Genomic DNA, 16959 nt, shown 5'->3' with positions numbered 1-16959 from the left:
GTCTTCCCGTAGACGGCAGGGGCTTTCGTGGTGTTCTCGGTTGCGTTGAGACTACCAACCACTCACGGTCGAAGGGAAAACGTGTTACCCGCGGCCTCCCGAGTCTTGGCCATGAGTACGGACGACGCCCGCAAACTGCTGGCGACGGGGCCGGTCTGTGACTCCTGTCTGGGCCGCCCCTTCGCCGATCGGAGTTTCGGGCTGACCAACGCGGAGCGCGGCCGGGCGCTGCGAACGACGGTCGCGATGGAAGACGACGCGGACTTCGAATCCGTCGATCCCGAGGAGTGCTGGGTCTGCGAGGGGTACTGCGGCACCTTCGACGCGATCGCCGAGACGATCGGCGACGCGCTCGAGGGCGTCGAGTTCGGCACCTACCAGGTCGGCACGCAGGTGCCGCCGCTGGTCGAGGAAAACGAATTGCTCCTCCGGGAGGACGCCGGCCTCGACCCCGAGGCGGGCGAATCCATGAAGCGCGAGACGAACCGCGAGGTGGGCCGTCGCGTGGGCGCGAAAACGGGCGCCGAAGTCGGCTTCGAGCGGCCAGACGTGCTCGCGATCGTCGACCTCGCGGGGTTCGATCCGCTCGACGTCCTGGACGGGGAGTCCGTGACGAGCCACGCGATCGACCTGCAGGTGAATCCGGCGTTCGTCTACGGGCGCTACCGCAAGCTCAAGCGGGACATCCCCCAAACCGAGTGGCCCTGCCGGGAGTGCGGCGGCAGCGGCGTCCAGCTGGGCGAGTCGGGCGAGGAGCCCTGCGACCACTGCGGCGGATCGGGCTATATGTACGACACCAGCGTCGAGCAGGTCGTTCGCCCGCACGTCGTCGAGGCGATGGACGGCGACGAGGGAACCTTCCACGGCGCGGGTCGCGAGGACGTCGACGCCCGAATGCTCGGCGAGGGCCGGCCGTTCGTGCTCGAGGTGAAGCGCCCGCGAACGCGCGATCCCGATCCGGCCGGCCTCGAGCGCGAGATCAACGAGGCGACCGACGGCGTCGAGGTCGAGGGTCTGCGGCTGGCGACCTACGAGATGGTCGAGCGCGTCAAGGAGCACGACGCGAGCAAACGCTACCGCGCGGACGTCGAGTTCGCCGACTCGGTCGACGAGGATTCGTTCGAAACGGCCATCGAAACGCTCGACGGGGCAACGGTCGAGCAGTACACCCCCCAGCGGGTCGATCACCGACGGGCAAACCTGACCCGGACGCGGACCGTTCACGCGATCGAGGGCGAATTACTCGAACCGACTCGGGCCGAGGTCCGGGTTCACGGCGAGGGCGGCCTCTACATCAAGGAACTCGTCAGCGGCGACGGCGATCGGACGGAGCCGAGCCTGGCCGGCCTGCTTGACGCCGACGGGGAAGTGACGGCGCTCGACGTCACCGGCGTCGAGGGCGAGGACGAGCCGTTCGAACTGGAGGCGTACTTCCGGGACGAGCCGCGCGACGACGCCGAGTAACGCCGTCGATCACCGGAGCCGACGTCGATCTCCGGCACCGCTCGCGGACGGACACCGAAGCGACTCCTACCGATCGCGCCCGCCGTGCTCACGCCTCGAACTCGTCCGATCGGCTCTGGTCGTCCCGTGCCGGATCGTGTTTTTCGTACCACTCGAGTAACTGTTCCAGCCGGTGGATCGCCCGATCGGGGTCGCCGACGTTGTGGTGTTCGTCGGGATAGACGACGAGTTTCGCGTCGACGCCCTGCTTTCGCGCTGCCACGTAGAGCTGTTCGGACTGGGAGGGCGGACAGCGCCAATCCTGGCCGCCGGCCATCACCAGCAGCGGCGTGTCGATCGCGTCGGCGTCGAGGAGCGCCGACGCCGCGTCGAACGTCTCGGAATCCTCCCACGGCAGGCCGAACTCGGCTTCCAACCAGACGTGCGAGTCGTCGGTACCGAACAGCGATCGCAGATCGTAGATGCCGTGTTCTGGCGCCGCGGCGGCGAAGAGGTCCGTCCGCGTGACGAGGTAGCCCTGCGCGATCCCGCCGTAGGAGAGACCGTAGCCGAAGACGCGATCGGGATCGGCCCAGCCGCGATCGACGAGACTCTCGACTCCGGCGACGATGTCGTCCACCTCGGCGGTTCCCCACCGCCCCTCGAGAACCTCGGCGAACTCGCGTCCGCGGGAGGTCCCGCCGCGGTAGTTCGGCCGGAGGATTACGTAGCCGCGACTCGTCAGCGCCGCGTGTGCGAAGGTGAACTCCGGTTCGTCGTAGGACATCGGCCCGCCGTGGATCGCGACGACCAGCGAGTGCGGGCCGTCCGCGTCGAAGTCGATCGACGGATCGTGGTAGACGACGCCGTCGATCGTCCAGTCGTCCGACTCCCACTCGACGCGGCGAACCTCGGGCATCGTGAACTCGTCGGTGAGCGACTCGTTCAACCGCGAGAGGCGCCGGAACGAGTCGGGTTCCGTCGAAGCGTCCAGGTCGTCCGCGGCGACGCTGTAGACGTCGATCCCCTCCCGCGGGTGGGAGAGCACCAGCGCGGCGGTCGAGCCGTCGGCCGAGACGTCGAAGCCGGCGATCGCCCGATCGTCACCCTGGGTCTCGAAGAGACGCTCGACGGCCCCCGACTCGTCCGCCCGAACGAGTCGCGTCCGGGCGTCGTCGCCGACGAGCGCGTAGAGGGCGTCGTCGATCCAGGCGATCTCGCCCCGGTAGGCGATCGTCCGGTCGAGCGATTCAGTCAGCGACCGGTACCCCTCGCCGTCGTGGACGTACGCCTCCGACGGGCGATACGCGTTCTCCGGGTCCTGGCCGACGAACCCGATCGCGCCGTCCGCTCGCCACCGGGGCATCGAACAGGTCAGATCGCCGTCGGTGAGTCGCTCCAGGCCGTCGCCGTCCGGATCGATCGCGTAGACGTCTCGAACGGCCGTGTCGTCGGGTCGATCGCCCCGATACGCGGTGAACGCGATCCGATCGGTCGGCCCCCAGCGGGGTTCCAACCCGTACAGATCTTCGAAGGCACCGCCCCCGTAAGCGTCGTCGAGCCGTTCGCTCTCGCCGGTCTCACGATCGGCGACGAAGAGGTAGGTGGTCACGTCGTCCGTCCAGCCGACGCCGTCGATCTTGTGCTGCAGCCGCGTCGTCTCGATCGGCCCGCCGTCCCGTCGCCGTTCGAGGGAGTCGCGCTCCTCGTCCGTCGGGTCGCGGGCGGCGATCACGAACCGATCGCCGTCGGGCGACCAGTCGAAGTCGCGGACGCCCTCGTCGCGATCGGTCACCTGGCGGGCGTCGCCCCCGCGAGCCAGGTCGAACATCCACAGTTGTTGTTTCGGCTCGTCGTCCCCGGCAGACTCGTCGGGACCTTCGTCGCCGTCCTGCTCGTCCGACTCGGCGGCGTCCGTCTCGTCGTCGGTACCGTCATCGGTCGCTTCGTCGTCGCGATCCTGCCACCCGACGCGGCGTTCGACGTCGGTCTCTCGTGCGGCGAGGAACGCCAGTTCGTTCCCCGACGGGCTCCAGGCGGGGTTCGACGCGCCGGCGACGGTCGTCAGCCGGTGCGGGTCCCGGGAACCGTCCGCGGGCGCGACGAACAGCGAGGTGACGGCCTCGTCGGCCGCCTGGTCGTACTCCGTCGCGGCGAACGCGACCCGATCGCCGCCAGGCGACACTGCGACGTCCGTGATCCGCGTCGCGTCGTAGAACGCGTCCAGCGGAATCTCCGTGCGGTCAGTCACGTCCGACTCGTTTCAGCCGACGGTAATATGCGTTGCGCGTCCGTGCCACTGAATGACAATGGTGCATCCGCGACGCGGTCGGGTCCGGCACGCGATCGACCGCCCCGTTCGACCGCGAACCCGCAACCGTTATTCGATCGCCCGCCGAGGGATCGGCATATGCCGTTCGGCGTCGACGAGGCGGGGAAGGGACCGGCGATCGGATCGATGTTCGCCGCGGCGATCTGGCTGGAAGAGCCGTCGGCCTTACCCGAGGGAATCGCCGACTCGAAGCGGCTCGCACCCGACCGGCGCGAGGAACTGGCGGCGGCCCTGTACGCGGACGACCGGATCCGCGTCGGCGTCGCCGAGATCACGACCGATCGGATCGACGATCCCGCGACCGACATGAACTCGCTGGCGGTCGCGGCTCACGCCGACGCGATCGAAGCGGCCGTCGCCGATGCGATTTCGGCTTCCGTTTCGGACGACAGCCGCGGCGGCGAGACCGACGTCCCGATCGGTCTCTGCGACGCCTGCGACACCGACGCCGATCGGTTCGCCCGCCGCGTCACCGACGCCTGCTCGCTGTCGATCGACGTCGACGCGAGACACGGCGCCGACGACGACTCCGCGATCGTCGGCGCGGCCAGCATCGTCGCCAAAGTCGAACGCGACGCACACGTCGCCCGGCTCGCCGAAGCGGTAGCCGACGAGTACGGCCCGATCGGCAGCGGCTATCCGAGCGATCCGACGACGCGCGAGTTCTTGGAAACCTACGTCGGCGACTCCGGCGAGCTACCGCCGTTCGCCCGCGAGTCGTGGTCGACCTGCGAGACGCTGCTCGCCGCGGCCGAACAGACGGGTCTCGGGCAGTTCTCGAACTCGTCGACTAACTCGTAGGGAAGAACGCCCAGTCGGGCGACCGCGGCGTTACGGTGCTCATCCTTCGTCTCGCCCGCGGTGCGGCGGATTTAAGCGGGCGTTGATCAGAGGTGGTGACATGATCGACGTCCTCGCCCTCCTCGGGCTGGCGCTCATCATCGTCGGCGTGGAGGGCCTCGTCCAGGCGGCGATCGGCCTCGGAGAGGCGTTCGACACGCCCGCGTTTCTCTGGGGGATGATCGTCGTCGCCGCCGGTTCGAGCGTCCCGACGCGTTCGTCAGCGTGGCCGCCCGCGGCGGTCGCGCGACCGTCAGCCTCGCGAACGTCCTCGGGAGCAACATCTTCGACCTGCTTGTGGCGGTCCCGGTCGGCGTCCTCGTCGCCGGTTCGCTACCGATCACGTTCTCAGCCGTCCAGTTCGTTCTTGAGTTCCTCGACCGCGACGGCGCCGACGCCGGTCGCGATGGACAGCGCCCGCTTGCGAGCTCTCGTGTCGGCCAGCTCGAGTAGCAACACCGAATCGTCGCCGCGATCGACGTGTGCGCTCCCCAGCGCTTCGCATCGGCGATCGTCGGGCGTCGTCGCGGCCGCTTTCACCTGGCAGTAGGTGAAATCCGTCTCGTGTGGTGAGACCTGGACGTCCGTCTCGACGTCGATGTCGTAAAAGTGCGACAGGACTTCGAACCCTTTCCGGTTGATCGCCTGCGTGCCGTCGATTTCGTCGACGAATTCGCCGGGAACCCACTTGAGCGGGTCGTCGGAGATCGACCGCTCCGGAAGGTCGTACGCCGCGGGGTCGATCGCGTCGGACTCGACGTCGATGACGTCGGGCTCCGCCGACGCCGCGTCGGATGCGTCCGGCGGAACGAGTTCGACGTCCATACCGAGCTCCTCGAGCTCCTCGACTGCGGTCTCCGCTTCTCCTCTCGAGTCGAATTCGCGCTCGTTTCCACTTCCCGTATCTCGTACGATCCACGCGCTGGTACTCACTGTTTCCACCTTATCGTCCCTTCGTGGCGAGCGGCTAACTACCCGTCGGTATCACCGTTCCGAATGCGCGCAATACGGCAGTTTAACGGCTGGAAACCGTATTTTACTGCTCAATCCCACCACATAATTCCAATAGATAACCGTCGTATGAATTGTCGGATTGACGGACGATCGGGATCGGCGATGACGACCGGTGCATTCCGCGGGCTGAAAGGCGTGGAAACCGCGCGGATTCGAGTTAGCGGTCGGTCAGCAGGTGCTCGAGGATGTCGCCGTAGGCGGGCCGGGTGACGAGCACCCCGATCAGGACGCCGAGGATCGTGATGATGGCGAACCCGCGGAGGTCGCCGAGGCTCAAGACGGCCAGCGGCGACATGGCGATGATCGTCGTCGCCGCGGCGGCGCCGATGACCCAGAACGCCTTGCGGAACCGCGATTCGAAGACCCGCCGCGAACTGACGTCGCCCTGGTCCATCACCTCGTCGGCGATGATGATGAGGTCGTCCACCCCCGTCCCGACGACGGCGATGAACCCGGCGACGTGGGAGAGGTCCAGCGGCATGCGTATCAGCGCGGCGAAGCCGAGCAGGATGACCACCTCCGCCAGCGCGGTGACGATCATCGGCAGCGCGACCCGCTGATCCCTGTACCGCAGGTAGACCATCCCGCTGACGCTCAGCACGGACAGGACGCCGATCAGCAGCGAGTACGTCTTGAAGTTCTCCGCCAGCGTGGGGGACACCATGTACGTCTGCTCGCGATCGAAGTCCAGCGGCGCGCGCAGGGCGCCGGCCTGGAGGTTGACCGCGAGCGACTGGGCGTCCTGCTGGGAGGGGACGATCATCCGCACGATCGGATCGTTCTCCCACGTGCCGCTGGCCATGCTCTGGGCGAGGTCCGACCCCATGCTGTGGGCGTCGACCGGTTCGCCGTCGACCTCGGTGACCAGACACCACTGCTGTTGGTCCTGGTTGTAGTTGAACTCGCCGGCGGCCCGATCGTGGAGGTTGCACCGCTCGACCCCTTCGCCGGTGAAGCCGAACTCGTTCATCTGGCGCTGGTAGCGCTCGGCGGGGCTCTCCCCGTTCTGGTCGGCGTCCGACACCGTTACCGAGACGTAGTGTAGGTCGCGCTGGTCGTCGTACGAGGGGGCGCCGATATTGTCGAGGTCGTCCCGTTCGAGGACGGTCGTGTTGACCTGCGTGCCGTTCTCGCCGCCGGGGTGGTAGGCCACGATCTCGACGATGCCGCGCTCCTGGAGCAGCGTTCGGAGTTCGCCGGGGCCCATGTTCGGGACTTCGGTGACGATGTAGTACTCGCCGCCGACCGTCGCCTCCTGGTAGACGTTCCCGCCGGAGAGGCCGGCCTCGTTGATCTTCAACTCGATCGTCTGAATGATCTCGTCGCGGGTCTGTTGGGTGACGCCGCGTCTGATGTCATCCTCCGAGTACTCGACGCCCGCCCCGTTCAAGGCGGCCGCGAACTCGCTCTCGTTGACCTCGTCGGTGAACACCTCGGCGTGGAACGCGTCGTCGCGTTCGCTGTACGTGACGCGCGCGTCGGCCGAGTCGATTCCGAGTTCCTTGACGAGCGTGTTCTCGACGTTCTGTTGCTCGCCCGGTTCGATGTCAATGTCTTCGGCGGTCATCCCAACTGGCGGGGCGCTGATCCGCGTCCCGCCGTCGAGTCCGAGCCCGTACTGGAGGTTCGTCGGGCCGCTCTCGTTGGCCTCGACGAGGCTGTCGTCGGCCATGATGCCGCCGGGGACGAACAGCGCGACGAGCGCCGCGAGGACGAAGAGGACGAGCAGTCCAACCCGCCAGTGGGCCTTGATCGCCGCGATCGGGCCCGTCACGATCGCACCCCCCCGAACTTGTACCAGCGAAGCAGGCTCAGGTTCAGCAGGTACGTGTTCATCAGGTCGGCTGCCAGCCCGACGAAGAGGATGATCCCGATCGAGGCGAGCAGTTCGACGCCGAACAGCCACGCGACGACGCCCATCACGAGCATCGCCGCCATCGACGTCAGCGTCATCGTCACGCCGGTCCGGATCGCGTGGTGCGTGCTCTCGTAGAAGTCACCGGTCCGCCGTAAGATGTGGTTGTTCAACAGGATGTCGGAGTCGACCGAGTAGCCGATCAGCATCAACAGGGCCGCGACCGTCCCGAGCGACAGCGAAATCCCGACGATGGCCATGAACGCAAGCGAGATCACGATGTCCGAGAACGCCGAGGCGATGATCGCGATCGACGGGACGAACGTCCGAAACAGCAGGAACGTGATCGCGCTCATCCCGAGGAACGCGACGCCGATCCCCAGCAGCGCGGTCTGTTGGGTCTGCTGGCCGAAGCTCGCGGACGTGACCGACTCGGACTGGACGATCGCCGCATCGCCGTCCTGTTCGAGTTCGGCTTCGGCCTGGCTCGTCAGGTCCTGCATGGCCGCCTGATCGACGTCCGCAAACCGTACGATGTACTGGTTCTCCGCACCCGGCGCCTGTACCGCCTGAACCGACTCCGGTTCGACGTCGAACGCCGCGGGAATCTCGCTTTCCGGCGTCGTCGTCTGCACGGTTAGCTCCGCGCCGCCGGCGAAGTCCATCCCGAGCGGCACCGGCGTGCCGGTCAGCAGAAAGGTACCGCCGAGGACGAGCAGTGCGACCGCGAGAACCGCGAGCGGAACCGTCGCGAGCTGACGGTCGGTGTACCGGGTGTAATCGATCTCCGGTACGTCGAAATACCCCATATACTCGGATACTGACGGTCGGCCCGTGTAAGCTTTCCCAATTTCGCCAGCATATCCGCGGTTTCGATCGATTCCAGCGACGCCCTGATACCGATCGAACGCGTGCGTGCAGGTATGACACAGGACATCGATCGCGCACGCGCGGTCGCCGATCGGGTCGTGGTCTCGTACCCGGCCGACCTCTCCGACTGGGGTCGGTTCCAGGTCGAGAAACCGTCGTTCCGGGCGTTCCTCCGGAAGACGCGCGAGCGCGCCCGAGAGGGCGACGTCTGGGAGGAGTTCGTCGGCGTCGGCTGCTGCGGCAACACGTTAGACGTCCCACTGCGCGTGGAGCGGGTCGACGGCGGAAACCGTATCGACGAGACTACCGAAATTACCTACGACGTACGGGAGGCGTGCGATATTCAGGGAAGCTGGCGCGTCCAGAGCAAGGGCGGCCCGAACCGGGCCTGACGATCGCAGATCGGTATCCGTGCCCCGATAGAGACGGTCCGATCGGCCGCTCAGTCCGGCAGGTACCGGACGCTCACCACGCCGTCGTCGGCCGAGCGGCGCACTTCAACGCGGACCGCCTGGAGTCGCGCCGCGCGCGCGATCGTCTCGTCGTCGTCGAGGACGTCCCGGGCCGCCGATTCGACCTCGGTCTCGTCCTCGGGGAGGCGAAGGACGTGTATCTCGCCGGTGCCCGCCCGCTCCCGCGTGACGAGGTCGCCGACGTCGGCGTCGGCCGCGAGCTCTTTCTCCCGGGCCGTCGGCTCGAGGTCGCTGTCGACCAGGTCGATCGATCGCCGATCGTCGACGTCGACCACTTGCCACGTCACCTCCAGCGGTGGGTCGGGTGCGACGGTCCCTTCGAGGACGTCGTGGACGTCGAGGCCGGGGTTGGACGCGAGCGTGTGAACCTGTGCGGTGTCGACGTCGCGGACGACGGCCGACTCGCTCTCAGCGTGGGTGACGACGAACGTGCCCGTCTTTTCGGTCATGAACGGCGATAGGAGGCGGCCCGTTTTCCGGGTTTCGAGTTCGCTCCTCGTTCGGCCGGCGGCCCTCGTTCCGTCGACCGCTCACCCGGCCCGTTCCTCGAAGTGGGACTCGCAGAGGACGTCGAAGACGGTACCGTCGGTTTCGACGTCGCCGCGAGGGGTCTTCTTCACGATCGCGACGCCGTAGTCCGCCTCCTCGTCACAGTCGACGCGCCCGCCCCGCGCGTCGGTGAGGCCCTCGGTCTTGTACCCCTCGTCCCGTATCTCGGCGCAGTCGCGACAGAGCCACCGCTTGGTCTCCGGCTCCGAGAGGTCGCAGATCTGGTGTGCCACCTTTTCCTGGTTGAACTGTACCGGCGCGGAACAGAACGCACACTCCATAGTCGAGTCGGCCAGAAGGGGCACAATAGCGGTTGGACGCGGATTATAATGGTGGCCCGGAATCGACGCTCAGTACTCGATCGCATCGCCCGCCGCGATCGTCCCCGTCTCGACGACGTTCGCGTTCAGACCGCCGCGGTGGACCAGCGCGGCGACGGCGCCCTCTGTCTCCGCGAGCGACTGCATGTAGCTGCAGGGTTCGCAGAGCCGCACCCCGACGAGCGTCGCCCCGCCGACCCGGAACTCGCGGTCGACGAGGTGGTTCAGCGGTACGTCCCGCGTCAGGATGTTGCGTCGCGTTTCGCGGGGTCGAAGCTCCGTCCCGTCGTCGCGCTTCGCCGCGTCGAGCGCCTCCCGTTCGATCAGCGTGACGTCGGTTCCATCCTGAAGGTTGTCGCGCCGATCGTACAGCCCCCGCTCGCGGAAGTACCGATCGCCGCGGAGCCCGCGGCCGTCGACCGCCTCGACGGAGTCGACCGTCCGCATCGGTTCGCCGGAATCCGGCGCGACGTAAATCTCTTCGACGGTTCCTCGCGGATCCATGCAAACCCGTGCGTCCGTCGAGACAAAACCCTTTACCTCCGACGCGGCGGCCGATTCCGCCGCCGTCGCCGGCGCGTGACGGAACGCCTTTACACCCGGCTATCGCCTCCACGGATATGGACGTCGACATCGGAAACGCGCTCGCGTCGGTCGCCTCCCCGGGCGTCTCGCGCGAGGCGCTCGATCGGTTGGACGAGCAGGTCGCGGACGCCCACGAACGCATCGAGACCGGCCGGGCGAACGCCGAGCACGGCTACGAGGCGCTCAACCTTCCCGAGCGGACCGACCCAGACGAGATCCGCGCGGCGGTCGATCCCGTCGCCGACGCCGGGGCGCTGCTCACGATCGGCATCGGCGGCAGTTCGCTGGGGGCGGCGACGATCGTCGACGCCCTCGAAAGCGACACCGAGACCGTCTTCCTCGACAACGTCGACCCCGAGTGGGTCGCGGCCCACCTCGATCGGCTCCCCCTCGACGCGACGGCAATCAACGTGGTCTCCCGATCGGGGACGACGGCGGAGACGCTGGCGAACTTCCTCGTCGTCCGCGAGGCGTTCGAGTCGGCCGGCGTCGACTGGACCGAGCGAACGATCGTGACGACCGGCGAGTCGGGACCGCTTCGCGACCTCGCCGATCGGCACGACCTGCCCTCACTGAAGGTCCCGGACGGCGTCCCGGGCCGGTTCTCGGCGCTCTCCGCGGTCGGGATGGTCGCCGCGGCCACGTGCGACCACGATCTCGACGCGCTGCTGGCGGGAGCGGCCGCCGAGGCCGAGACCCTCACCGGCTCCCTGTTCGAGTGCCCGGCCTACGCCTACGGCGCGACGACCTACGCACTGGACGTCCGCGGCGCCGCGATGAACGCGATGGTCCCCTACGCGGAGTCGCTCGAGACCTACTCGGAGTGGTTCGCGCAACTGTGGGCGGAGAGCCTCGGCAAGGACGACCTCGGGCAGACGCCGCTGCGCGCACTCGGCGTGACGGACCAGCACTCCCAGCTGCAACTCTACCGCGCCGGTCCGCGCGACAAGGTCGTCACGTTCGTCAGGCCCCGAGAGACCGCGGATCGATCGATCCCCGAAACCGAGGTCGAGGACCTCGCGTACCTGGGCGACTCGACGCTCGGCGACCTGCTCACCGCGGAGTTCGAGGCAACGGAAGCGAGCCTCGCGGCCGCCGGCCGACCGAACGTCCGCGTCGAGATCGATCGGGTCGACGAGTACGAACTCGGCGGCCTGCTGTACGGGATGGAGGCCGCCTGCGTCCTCGCGGGCGAACTGTACGGCGTAAACACGTTCGAACAGCCGGCGGTCGAGTGGGCGAAGAAGGCGACCCGGGGACTGCTCGGCGGGGGTCGGTTCGAGGAAGCCGAGGCGGTCGCCGACAAGACGGCGCTTCGAATCGAGCGCTGACCGCCCGCCGATCGACCGCACCGCCATGGCCGATCGATCGCACCGCTATGGCCGTTCGCGCCGTCACGGACGGGCGACCGATCGCGCCGCCGTCGTGTGACCGGCCCGCACGAACGGACGCGACGCCGGCGATCAAAAAGTCCATACTGAACCGCGGTGACGATTCGGCTATGGGACACAACATGGGAATCGACTACGGTCGGTGGACGAAACGCGGGCTACTCGCGGGATTCGTGACGTTCGCTCTCGGCGCCGTGGTCGCGGGACTCGGATCGCGCGTGTTTGGCACCCTTCCCGAGTGGGAACTCACGCTCGCCGTCGACATGATGGCGATCGGGATCGCCGTCGCCTTCGTCGCCGTCTTCGGCTTCGGCGTCGTGCTTCCGCTGACCGAGTGACGAGCAGCGTCGGACCTGGACGCCGCGCGGCGTCGATCGGGGCGCCGCCGGTCGACGGTCGGTCGATCGGTTCGATCGCCGGACAGGAGCGACGGAACGACGGAGACACGGGCCGGTTGCGGTGGCCCTATGAGGGTCCGCGAAAAAACAGGCTACATGACCGAGACTGCGCGGGTCGACGATACCGGCCCGTACGCTTCCAGGGCCGCGCCCGCCGTCGGGATCGGCCTCTCCGCCCTCACCGCCGCCGCGATGCTGGTCCCCGTCCGTCGCGGGGTTGACGATCCAGTCGTCTGGAGCGGGGCCGCATTCGCGATCGTCGCCGTCGTCGCCTTTCTCGGCAGTCGCCACGGACGGATCGATCGACGGATCGCCGGCCCGATCGCCACGGGCTCCAGCCTCGCGGTCGTCCTGCTCTCCGGCTACGCCCTGAACCGGGGCGTCTCGGTGCCGGCGGCGCTCCCGGGGGTTGAGTGGTCGATACCGCTGTTGTTCGCGGCGTTCGTCACCGCAGGGATCGCGACCGGAATCGGTGTCGCGGACTTCTTCGGCATCGGCGGTCCGGGACTCAAAGAACGCGGGGTTCACACGACGACGCTGCTGCTCGTCGGTCTCGCCGGCCTGTTCGCCGCGCAGATCGTCACGATTCTGCTCGCGCTCCCGGTGCTGTCGGTCGTGGGGTCGTCCCTGACGCAGGTTCAGTTGATCGCGATCAGCCAGATCGGCATGGCCCTCGGGACGGGCGCCGTCGCGATCGGCTACTTCGCGGCGTACGACTACGGTCGCTCGTACATCGATCTCGAGGTGCCGACGCTCCGGGACCTCCTCTGGACGATCGGCGGGCTGCTCGTCCTGTTCGGCGCGCTCATATCGATCTCGCTCGTCTTCCAGTCGGCCGGCGTCGAGAGCGCCGAACACGGGACCGCCCAGCAGGCCCAGGAAAACCCCACAATCATGCTGGTGTTGATCCCGGCCGCGATCCTAATCATCGGCCCGTTCGAGGAACTACTCTACCGGAACGTCATCCAGAAATCACTGTACGAGACCTTCTCCCGCTACGGCGCCGTCGTGGTCGGGAGCGTGATCTTCGCCGTCGTTCACGTCCTCGCATACGGAACCGCCGGCCCCGGCCAGATCATCGCCAGCTTGACCGTGATCTTCAGCCTCTCGATCGTCCTCGGAACGCTCTACGAACGGACCGAGAACCTGCTGGTTCCGGCGCTCGTCCACGGGCTGTACGACGCGATCCTCTTCGCGAACATGTATGTCACCTACGCCTGAAAGCGGGACCGCCGCTCTTCGTCACCCGACTCTCGAACGGTACCTCGGATCGGTCGTCTCCTACGAGGGGTTCTTGCGAGCCAACGGGGAGCCACAGATCGGACACCGGTCCTTCTGGTCGTCGAACTCGCGGCCGCAGCCCTGACACTGCCAGTGCCAGTGGCGCTGTTCCTCGATGCCGTCGCGCGCGATCACTTCGACGTCGACGTTGAGTTTCTCGGCGACGTTCTGCATCGCGTAGTCGTCCGTGACGAGCGTCCCGTCGAGTTCGAAACTCGCGGCGACGAGTCGAACGTCCGTCTCGGAGAGGACCTCGAGGTCGCCGGACTCCCGCGCCGCGCGCCGCACCTTCTCGGTCGTGTCCTCGTTGGGAATGTGGATGTGCATTCCCGAGCCCTCCATCGCGTCGTAGCGATAGGCGCTCTCGTCCTCGAGTTCGTCGCGAACGAGCGGGATGGTTGCAGTCTGCGCTGTCGTGTGGAAGTCGTGAATAAAAGCCGAGGAATCGAGAACGTACATACCGTTAGCGCTGGACGACGATGTAGTCTTTCACCGCTTGCACGCGGCTGACGGGGACCAGGAAGCGGCCGGTATCGTCGAGTTCGAAGTCGACGTTCCGGGGGGACACTTCTTCGTCCGGGTTGACGACGAGATTTCGGAGCGTCCCCGATTTGAGGTCCATCGTGATGTTGTAGAGCAGTCCCAACTCGGTGCCGTCGGATCCCATGACGGACTTCCCCGAGAGATTTTCAGCGAGTATATCGCTCATGCTATCCCGTACTTACTAGTTGCTATTAAAGACCACGGGGCGTCCGACGTTTGTCAGCCGATCGACCGATCGAACGCGCTCGCATCGATCCCGTGGCGGCCGAACGGGTCGACGCGATCATCACGGGAGAGCGGCGGCCGGAGCTGCGGATCGACGATCGGATCTACCGCGTGTCGACGTCACCGCTCGCCGACGTCCAGGGCGTCGAGTACGGCCGCCACGTGGTCATCCAGGACGTCACCAAGCAGGTGCAGTACGACCGGCTCATGGAACGGCACAACGAGCAACTCGAGACGCTAAACGAGATGCTGCGCCACGACATCCGCAACGACACGATGGTCGCGCTCGGGTGGGCCGAAGTTCTCGACGAGACGCCGTTCGAAACCGAGACGGCTCCATTTCTCGACCGCATCGATCAGTCCGTCAGGCACATCGCCGATCTCACCCAGATCGCGACCGAACTCGGAGCCGCTTGAAACGCCCACCGAGGAGTGGAACCGATCGATCTCCCTCGCGGACACGCTCGGCGACGAGGTCCGAAAGGCGAGAGAGGCGTTCCCGGAAGCAGAGTTCGCGCTCCGAGACGTTCCGGACGTCGATGTCGTCGTGATAGGGCGCTCTCCTCCGCGTTCAGTAACGTCCTTCGAAACCCCGTCCTGCACAACGACAAGGAGACGCCGCAGGTCGACGTCTCCGTCGACGCCGTCGGTGATCGGGTTTGCGTTCACGTCTCCGATAACGGCCCTGGAATCCCCGCGTCGATGCGGGACGAAATCTTCGAGCGCGGGGTCAAAGGCGAGCACAGCGCCGGGTCCGGATTAGGACTCCATCTGGTTCGGACGTTCGTCCGGTGGTACGGCGGCTCGATCGAGGTCGAAGACAACGATCCCGAGGGAACGGTTGTCACGATCGAGTTGCCGGTCGTGGCGGAATCGTAGGAGGCGAACCGCGCGACGGAGCCCCTCCTACGACGGCGATCGACGGCGTGACGATGGGTTTAACTACCGCTCTACCGACGTGTTAGTTAAGACCTTCTCGGGTGGTTCACCATGTCTGATTCGGATACGCACGATCCCACATCTCTTCGAACGCCGATCGTCGCCGTTCTCGGCCACGTCGATCACGGTAAGACCAGTCTCCTCGACAAGATCCGCGGCTCCGCGGTCATCGAGGGCGAAGCGGGCGCGATCACCCAGCACATCGGCGCCACCGCGGTTCCGCTCGACATCGTCTCGACGATCGCGGGCGACCTCGTCGATCCCGACGACTTCGATCTGCCCGGCCTGCTGTTCATCGATACGCCGGGCCACCACTCCTTTACGACGCTGCGATCGCGCGGCGGCGCGCTCGCGGACATCGCGATCCTCGTCGTCGACGTCAACGACGGGTTCCAGCCCCAGACGCTCGAGGCCCTCGACATCCTCAAGCGATCGCAGACGCCGTTTATCGTCGCCGCGAACAAGATCGACACCGTCCCCGGCTGGAATCCGACGGAGGACGCACCGATCACCGCGACCTACGAGTCTCAGTCCGATCGGGTCCGGGGACGACTGGACGAAAGCCTCTACGAGATCATCGGGAACCTCTCGGACGAGGGCTTCTCCGCGGACCTGTACTGGCGGGTCCAGAACTTCCAGCGAAACGTCGGCGTCGTCCCCGTCTCGGCGATGACCGGCGAGGGCGTCCCGGACCTGCTCACCGTGATGATGGGGCTCTCCCAGCGGTACATGAAAGAGGAGATGGAGATCGACGTCGCCGGCCCCGGCGTCGGGACCGTCCTCGAAGTCAAAGAGGAGAAGGGCTTCGGGAAGACGGTCGACATCGTCCTCTACGACGGCACCATCAGAGCCGACGACACGATCGTCGTCGGCGGACAGAACGATCCGATCGTCACCGAAGTTCGCGCGCTGCTCCAGCCGCGACCGCTCGCCGAGATTCGCACCGAGAGCCGCTTCGAGAAAGTCGACGAGGTCGGCGCCGCGGCCGGGATCAAGGTCGCCGCGCCCGACCTCGGGGACGCGATGGCCGGCGCGCCCGTCCGCGTGGTCCGGAACCGCGATCTCGACGAGGTCATCGAGGAAGTCGAGGCCGAACTCGCGGACATCGCCGTCGACACCGAAGAGCAAGGCGTCGTCGTCAAAGCCGACACCCTGGGGAGCCTCGAGGCGATGGCCGACGCTCTGGAGGAGGCGGAGGTGCCGATCGTCCGCGCGGAAGTCGGCGACGTCGCCCCGCGGGACGTCTCCGTCGCGTCGACGGCCGACGATCCGAAACAGCAGGTGATCCTCGGGTTCAACGTCGACGTCCTCTCCGACGCGAATCAGCGCGCCGAGATCGAGGACGTGACGGTCTTTACCGACCAGGTCATCTACCAGTTGATCGAGGAGTACGAGGAGTTCGTCGAGGAGATCGAGCGCGCCCAACAGGACACCATCCTCGAGAACATCGTCCGACCGGCCCGGTTCCGGATCCTGCCGGACCACACCTTCCGCCAGAACGACCCCGCGGTCGTCGGCGTCGAAGTGAACTCCGGGACGTTGCAGAATAACACGAACGTCGTCAAATTCGAAGGCAACGAGCCCGATCGCGTCGGCCGGATCAAGGGGATTCAGGAGCAGGGCGAGGACGTCGACGAGGCCCGTGCCGGCAACCGCGTCTCGGTCGCGATCGACGGTCCCACCGTCGGCCGCCAGATCGAGGAGGACGACGAACTCTGGGCGGAACTCCCCGAGAAGCACGCGAAGATCTTGGAACAGGAACTCGCGAGCGAGATCCCCGGCGACGAACTCGAAGCGCTGAACATGTACCTCGACAAACTCCGGAGTCGCGATCCGTTCTGGGGCAAGTAAGCGGTGAGTCCGTCGTCTCGAATCGAACAAAACCGTTCGAAGAACCACGT

The 16959-nt window shown here is 66.8% G+C and carries 18 protein-coding genes and 1 pseudogene; 10 read left to right on the top strand and 9 right to left on the bottom strand.

Annotated features, from left to right (window positions below; all coding sequences use genetic code 11):
* Positions 1-111: 111 nt before the first annotated feature.
* Positions 112-1464 (top strand): tRNA pseudouridine(54/55) synthase Pus10, encoded by a 1353-nt coding sequence (locus MUH00_RS11590; protein WP_246998684.1) that lies wholly within the window; start codon positions 112-114, stop codon positions 1462-1464.
* Between the two features lie 88 nt (positions 1465-1552).
* Here the strand turns inward: MUH00_RS11590 and MUH00_RS11585 are convergent, their stop codons facing one another.
* Complete coding sequence (locus MUH00_RS11585) at positions 1553-3694, bottom strand: alpha/beta hydrolase family protein (RefSeq protein WP_246998682.1); 2142 nt, start codon at positions 3692-3694, stop codon at positions 1553-1555.
* A 159-nt stretch (positions 3695-3853) separates the two neighbouring features.
* On the opposite strand from MUH00_RS11585, the gene rnhB reads away from it, so the two are divergent.
* Together rnhB and MUH00_RS11575 are read left to right on the top strand one after the other, a co-directional pair.
* Entirely contained in the window at positions 3854-4576 is a 723-nt protein-coding gene (rnhB, locus tag MUH00_RS11580) for a ribonuclease HII (RefSeq protein ID WP_246998679.1), read from the top strand.
* A gap of 121 nt (positions 4577-4697) precedes the next feature.
* Positions 4698-4993: pseudogene (locus tag MUH00_RS11575) on the top strand (sodium:calcium antiporter); the annotation flags it as partial.
* Here MUH00_RS11575 and MUH00_RS11570 read toward each other — a convergent pair.
* The 3 genes from MUH00_RS11570 to secF form a co-directional block, all read right to left on the bottom strand.
* The gene (locus tag MUH00_RS11570; protein ID WP_246998677.1) at positions 4964-5440 is read right to left on the bottom strand and encodes a hypothetical protein; all 477 of its coding nucleotides are present in this window, start codon (positions 5438-5440) and stop codon (positions 4964-4966) included. The pseudogene MUH00_RS11575 and the gene MUH00_RS11570 overlap by 30 nt on opposite strands.
* 346 nt (positions 5441-5786) lie before the next feature.
* Entirely contained in the window at positions 5787-7406 is a 1620-nt protein-coding gene (locus MUH00_RS11565; protein ID WP_247003949.1) for a preprotein translocase subunit SecD, read from the bottom strand.
* Positions 7400-8293, bottom strand: coding sequence for a protein translocase subunit SecF (gene secF / locus MUH00_RS11560; protein ID WP_246998674.1), 894 nt, complete (start codon positions 8291-8293; stop codon positions 7400-7402). Before secF ends, MUH00_RS11565 begins: the two co-directional genes overlap by 7 nt.
* A 114-nt stretch (positions 8294-8407) precedes the next feature.
* Here secF and MUH00_RS11555 point away from each other — a divergent pair, with 114 nt between their 5' ends.
* On the top strand, positions 8408-8746 hold the full coding sequence (locus tag MUH00_RS11555) for a DUF7968 family protein (RefSeq protein WP_246998672.1): 339 nt from the start codon (positions 8408-8410) through the stop codon (positions 8744-8746).
* A gap of 50 nt (positions 8747-8796) precedes the next feature.
* Here the strand turns inward: MUH00_RS11555 and MUH00_RS11550 are convergent, their stop codons facing one another.
* From MUH00_RS11550 to MUH00_RS11540, 3 genes are all read right to left on the bottom strand, one after another.
* On the bottom strand, positions 8797-9276 hold the full coding sequence (locus MUH00_RS11550) for a DUF5812 family protein (protein WP_246998670.1): 480 nt from the start codon (positions 9274-9276) through the stop codon (positions 8797-8799).
* Positions 9277-9357: 81 nt separating this feature from the next.
* Positions 9358-9657 (bottom strand): hypothetical protein, encoded by a 300-nt coding sequence (locus tag MUH00_RS11545; protein ID WP_246998669.1) that lies wholly within the window; start codon positions 9655-9657, stop codon positions 9358-9360.
* Between the two features lie 69 nt (positions 9658-9726).
* Positions 9727-10200 (bottom strand): MOSC domain-containing protein, encoded by a 474-nt coding sequence (locus MUH00_RS11540; protein ID WP_246998667.1) that lies wholly within the window; start codon positions 10198-10200, stop codon positions 9727-9729.
* A gap of 116 nt (positions 10201-10316) precedes the next feature.
* Between MUH00_RS11540 and MUH00_RS11535 the strand changes: the two genes are divergently transcribed.
* The 3 genes from MUH00_RS11535 to MUH00_RS11525 all read left to right on the top strand — a co-directional run bounded on the left by MUH00_RS11535 (position 10317) and on the right by MUH00_RS11525 (position 13291).
* Positions 10317-11612, top strand: a complete 1296-nt coding sequence (locus MUH00_RS11535; RefSeq protein ID WP_246998664.1) for a glucose-6-phosphate isomerase — start codon at positions 10317-10319, stop codon at positions 11610-11612.
* Between the two features lie 170 nt (positions 11613-11782).
* Positions 11783-12010 (top strand): DUF7860 family protein, encoded by a 228-nt coding sequence (locus MUH00_RS11530; protein ID WP_246998662.1) that lies wholly within the window; start codon positions 11783-11785, stop codon positions 12008-12010.
* Positions 12011-12166: 156 nt separating this feature from the next.
* Positions 12167-13291: a CPBP family intramembrane glutamic endopeptidase gene (locus tag MUH00_RS11525; protein ID WP_246998660.1), complete on the top strand. Its 1125-nt coding sequence runs from the start codon at positions 12167-12169 to the stop codon at positions 13289-13291.
* A 60-nt stretch (positions 13292-13351) separates the two neighbouring features.
* Here the strand turns inward: MUH00_RS11525 and MUH00_RS11520 are convergent, their stop codons facing one another.
* Both MUH00_RS11520 and MUH00_RS11515 read right to left on the bottom strand, forming a co-directional pair.
* Positions 13352-13810: an NOB1 family endonuclease gene (locus MUH00_RS11520; RefSeq protein ID WP_246998658.1), complete on the bottom strand. Its 459-nt coding sequence runs from the start codon at positions 13808-13810 to the stop codon at positions 13352-13354.
* A gap of 4 nt (positions 13811-13814) precedes the next feature.
* The gene (locus tag MUH00_RS11515) at positions 13815-14060 is read right to left on the bottom strand and encodes a PRC-barrel domain-containing protein (protein WP_246998656.1); all 246 of its coding nucleotides are present in this window, start codon (positions 14058-14060) and stop codon (positions 13815-13817) included.
* A 50-nt stretch (positions 14061-14110) separates the two neighbouring features.
* On the opposite strand from MUH00_RS11515, the gene MUH00_RS11510 reads away from it, so the two are divergent.
* From MUH00_RS11510 to infB, 3 genes are all read left to right on the top strand, one after another.
* Positions 14111-14536 carry a nitrogen regulation protein NR(II) gene (locus tag MUH00_RS11510; RefSeq protein ID WP_246998654.1) on the top strand — a complete coding sequence of 142 codons (426 nt, stop codon included), beginning with the start codon at positions 14111-14113 and terminating at the stop codon, positions 14534-14536.
* Positions 14537-14551: 15 nt separating this feature from the next.
* Positions 14552-14998 (top strand): sensor histidine kinase, encoded by a 447-nt coding sequence (locus MUH00_RS11505; protein ID WP_246998652.1) that lies wholly within the window; start codon positions 14552-14554, stop codon positions 14996-14998.
* Between the two features lie 111 nt (positions 14999-15109).
* Positions 15110-16909 carry a translation initiation factor IF-2 gene (gene infB / locus MUH00_RS11500; RefSeq protein ID WP_246998650.1) on the top strand — a complete coding sequence of 600 codons (1800 nt, stop codon included), beginning with the start codon at positions 15110-15112 and terminating at the stop codon, positions 16907-16909.
* Positions 16910-16959: the final 50 nt, after the last annotated feature.

It is taken from the genome of Halosolutus gelatinilyticus (assembly GCF_023028105.1).
In the GTDB taxonomy this organism is placed as follows: Archaea; Halobacteriota; Halobacteria; order Halobacteriales; family Natrialbaceae; genus Halosolutus; species Halosolutus gelatinilyticus.
The sequence above is the reverse complement of the archived record's forward strand: the minus strand, read 5'-3'. Positions and strand labels throughout refer to the sequence as shown.